Genomic DNA, 4221 nt, shown 5'->3' on the forward strand with positions numbered 1-4221 from the left:
ATTGCCGACGAGTTGGTGGAATCAACCGCTGAGGTGCTAGTCACATTGGGCGATGATCCCCTTAAGTGGTTTGGGACGGCGTTCGGTACCAAGGCTTCACTCGAAGCGTACGGGAAGGCCTCGCAGTCCTACGGCCTGCTGGACGATCTCGTCATCAAGGGTCGTGCCTTAAAGCTGTTGCCGCTCGTCCACCCAAGGCAGGCCGCTGGGTTGGGGCACCACGATCCGGAATGGAAAGCTCTTCACGAGAATTGGGTACGGCAAGTGGCTCCCGTGGTGCGCACGCGTCTCTGAATGGCATGCGTAGACGTGGCGTGACTTGAAATCACGCTGAGAGAACAAGCTCTCAATCGAGTGCTTGGGATGGCGCACTGCAGCCCGGATGTTGCCGGCACGGTGGCAGAAATAGGGGAATCATGGCTGGGGGGTCTACTTCTGGATCGGAAGCGTCAGGTACACGCGAGCGATCGTTCATCGGTTGGGATGTCGGTTGGCACTGCGATACGAATCGGAACAGCATGCAGGATCACCCCCAAATCGTCCAATCTATCACAGAGGTTTGGGAGTGGATCAAACAGTAATGCGTCGCGCGACTTCGCTCTTTGCGGTGTCCTGGCCTACGCTGGGTGGAAATGGCCTTCGTCTTCCATGGTTGTCTCATGGCGAGGTCCCGTCCAGTGGAGGCGCACGGGCATTCGGCGAGATCTCATGGTAGAGTGTGGGTCGCAACTGGCGGCTGCTCATAATGTACTGTGCGCTGTCTGGTGGAAGGGCTGGCTCCGAGGCCATGACGAAGAAGTACCCGAGTACCCCGTATTGGCCCTACTCACCCACGCGTGACGAGGGCAGTCCTTCCGTGGAGACAAGCCGTTTCGTGGATCGGGAGGTGGTAATAACCGAGAAACTGGACGGTGGCAACACGCTGCTCCACTGTGGGCATGTCTATTCGCGCAGTGTATCCGAGCCATCCAATGAAAAGTGGATGGCAATGGTAAAGAAGCATCATGCATGGAAGGTGCAGGAGTCGGGGGTATTTCTTTACGGAGAGGACATCTATGCCGTGCACAGCATAGAGTACGCTCCTGTTGCCGAAGACATGACGTTCTATGCCTTTGCGCTCCGCAACGAGGAGGATGACTTTGTATCCTTTGCGGATCTTGAGCGGTATGCGCAGAAGCGGGCAATTCCGGTCGTGCCTGTCCTGTTTCGGGGTTCCTTCCCTTCTGTTGATGCGGTAATGCGGTTTGTCGTGGCGGCACACTCGGAGCCGTCGGCCTTGGGTGGTGAGCGAGAAGGGGTAGTGTTGCGAGTGGCGGAGGGCTTTCCTGCGAGTGACTTCGTGAAGAACGTGTGCAAAAGCGTCCGTTGCGGGCATGTGCAGACGACGAAGCATTGGCGGCGACGGTGGCGGCCATGCCGAACATTCCCCGCAGTTGTTTGAAAGGGAGCAGCGGATGTTGACTCAATTCGGTCTCACCCACTTCAAGAGTTATGACGACGAAGCAGTTTTGGTGTTCGGGCGGGACTCGCCCCTGAGCGTGCTCATCGGTGCGAACGCCTCCGGAAAGAGTAATCTCCTTGAAGGGCTCCGCCTGTTGTCCACCATCGTCCGCGGCGCGCAACTCCACACGATTCGTCCCGGTCAAATCGGTGGCAGTCTACGCGGTCCTCTGACCGGTCTCGGCTTTGGCGGCAGTCGAGTCTTCTCGTTTCACTGCCAGACGAACTTCGAGGATTACCCCGACTATAGGATCACATTGGAGTTGCGGGACGAAGACAGGCTTCATATTCGAGACGAAAGAATAGAAGGTTCCGGCACGGTTGTTCCACTCTTCGAGGTGGTATCGCCTGCAAGCGGTGTCACCAGTGATATCGAGGTAGCCTACGACAACTTTGCGCGCGGCGGAAAAAAGCCACGGATTCGGTGTACGGATCAGATGTCGGTCCTCGCGCAACTGCAAAATCCCGCGCCATTCCCTGCTACTCACAAGAAGGCCCGAGAGACAGTGCCCAAGTTCGCGCGCTGTTACCAGAACTTGTTGGAAAACATCATTTTTCTGGATCCGCGGCCCGAGGGAATGCGTGGCTACAGTTACCGCAACGAAGTTTCGCTGTCGGAGAACGGGAATAATCTCTCAGGCGTGCTGTATAATCTCTGCCGCAAAGAGGGATCGAAAGCCAGGGTGCTGGCATTCGTTCGGGATTTGCCGGAACAAAACATTGAGGACATCGTCTTCCTTGACACACCACGCGGCGACGTGATGGTAGCGCTGAAGGAAACGTTCGGGGGAACGGCGACACAGTACGACGCTTCGCAGTTGTCGGACGGAACACTGCGTATACTCGCAGTGGCGAGTGCCGTACTGTCGGCGCCTGAGAACGGCATTGTGGTGGTGGAAGAAATCGACAACGGCGTTCACCCCAGCCGCGTCGAGACTCTCCTTGAACGCATTGCTCAGGTTGCGACAGACCGACGGTTGCAGATATTGATCACCACCCACAATCCCGCATTGCTGGACGCGTTGCCTAGTATCGCAGTCCCGCAGGTGGTGTTCTGTTACAGGGACAAGGTGTCTGGGTCGAGTCGCCTGATCCGGCTGGAGGACATCCCGGACTATCCGAAGCTGGTGATACAAGGCCCGCTGGGACGGCTCTTGACGACTCGTGCGCTTGACAGTTTCGTGAAACATCGACTCTCCAGCGACGAACTGAAGCGACAGGCTCTTGCGTGGGTTGAGGAACACCTGCGCGACGTGTGAGGACACACGGATGGCGGATATTTTCCTTGTCGATACATCGATATTTGTGGAAATACTCAATGTGCCGGTCAAGAGCGATCACCATCGACAGGTCCAAGTTAAGGAACAATTGAAGGAGCATATCCACAAGGGCGATCATCTATTTCTGCCGATTGCCACGGTGCTGGAAACTGGCAACCACATTGCTCAGAACGGCGATGGCAACCAGAGGCGCCAATGCGCGGAGAGGTTCGTAAAGACGGTGAGGTGGGCGGTCGAAGAGTCCATGCCGTGGGTGTTGGCGCCTCTTCCCGACAACACCACGCTTGTCTCGTGGTTGGATGACTTCCCTGATTCAGCGATGAGAGAGCGCGGTATTGGCGATCATTCGATTGTCCGGGCCTTTGAACAGGCCTGCGCCAAGTTTCCGCGAATGAGGGTTGCGGTGTGGACGCTCGATCGTAAGGATCTCCAAGGTTATGACAGAAGACCCTGACGGTCTTGGTCTGTCGTCGGGGAACGGGTGAGTGTGTGCGGGCTTCAGATGCCGCCGCTTGCGGTGGAGCGTGTGGGCGACGTGTGCTGTGGGCTTTCCTGCCGAGAGGCTCGTGGCCGGTGTGTGGACGGTGGATGTCGATTACATCGTCGGATCGGTTGTGCTAAGTTTCTGATCGTCGCCCCGGAGGTGGTGACGCCGGACTCGCAGCTTCGGCCCGCCGACGTGTTCGAGCGCCCCATCGCCTCGGACTACGAGTGCGGCGACCTGGAAGGCTACAACAAGTGCGAGTGGGGAGTGATCAAGCGCGCCGCCGACGGCTGGATCCTGGGACGCCGCGAGAGCGTGGCCACCATGGCCATCATCGTCAGGGGTGATTCCAATTACGACCGGCTCGACGACCTGGCGGACGTGCCCATCTCGATCCAGCACCAGAACCGGCTCCCATTACATGACCTACAAGATGCTGGCGGGCCACTGCGACAAGGACCGGGGCCAGTTGCGCCACGACGGCGGACCCACCATCCGCACCCGCATGTTGCTGAACGGCGAGGTAGAGGCGGCGAATGACGGCAGTCGTGGAGCCGCACGTCGTCGAGCCTTGCCCGCCTGCGGAGCCTCATCCCGATCGCATTGAGGTTCGCGAGGCGCGTTCCGGGCTTCCGCCCCGCGATCACCCACGGGTTGTCCTTTGTCCGGGGTATCCCCGCCAGCACCGTCTCCACCGCCGGCGTGAGCGGCACGCTGCGCCATCCCGTCTTGCCGTCCCTCAGCCGAAGCTCTCCCGCCGTGTGGTCCACGTCGTCCCACCTGAGCGTCAGGATCTCGTTCCGGCGGCAGCCCGTGAGCAGCAGCAGACGGAGCGCGGGGATCGCCGGGGGGAACACCGTGCCGTCGGCCTCCGCCTCGTCGAGCACCCGGCCCAACTCGCGCTACTCCGCGGGCGTCAGGGACCGCGCGCGGCGCGCCGCCCTGTAGCGGGGCGAC

6 protein-coding genes are annotated in these 4221 nt (G+C 59.5%); all 6 read left to right on the forward strand.

Features of this window, described 5'->3' with window-relative positions; genetic code table 11:
• Positions 1-294 (forward strand): hypothetical protein (locus tag OXF11_16190; GenBank protein MCY4488634.1); only part of this gene is annotated, 294 nt, incomplete at its 5' end.
• A gap of 580 nt (positions 295-874) precedes the next feature.
• Positions 875-1441 carry an RNA ligase family protein gene (locus OXF11_16195; GenBank protein ID MCY4488635.1) on the forward strand — a complete coding sequence of 189 codons (567 nt, stop codon included), beginning with the start codon at positions 875-877 and terminating at the stop codon, positions 1439-1441.
• Positions 1442-1454: 13 nt separating this feature from the next.
• Positions 1455-2759 (forward strand): AAA family ATPase, encoded by a 1305-nt coding sequence (locus OXF11_16200; protein MCY4488636.1) that lies wholly within the window; start codon positions 1455-1457, stop codon positions 2757-2759.
• Positions 2760-2769: 10 nt separating this feature from the next.
• Complete coding sequence (locus tag OXF11_16205; protein ID MCY4488637.1) at positions 2770-3234, forward strand: hypothetical protein; 465 nt, start codon at positions 2770-2772, stop codon at positions 3232-3234.
• Positions 3235-3426: 192 nt separating this feature from the next.
• Positions 3427-3804 carry a hypothetical protein gene (locus tag OXF11_16210; protein ID MCY4488638.1) on the forward strand — a complete coding sequence of 126 codons (378 nt, stop codon included), beginning with the start codon at positions 3427-3429 and terminating at the stop codon, positions 3802-3804.
• Positions 3805-3867: 63 nt separating this feature from the next.
• The gene (locus OXF11_16215; GenBank protein MCY4488639.1) at positions 3868-4212 is read left to right on the forward strand and encodes a hypothetical protein; all 345 of its coding nucleotides are present in this window, start codon (positions 3868-3870) and stop codon (positions 4210-4212) included.
• Positions 4213-4221 lie beyond the last annotated feature (9 nt).

The organism is Deltaproteobacteria bacterium, assembly GCA_026712905.1.
Classification (GTDB): Bacteria; Desulfobacterota; Binatia; order UBA9968; family JAJDTQ01; genus JAJDTQ01.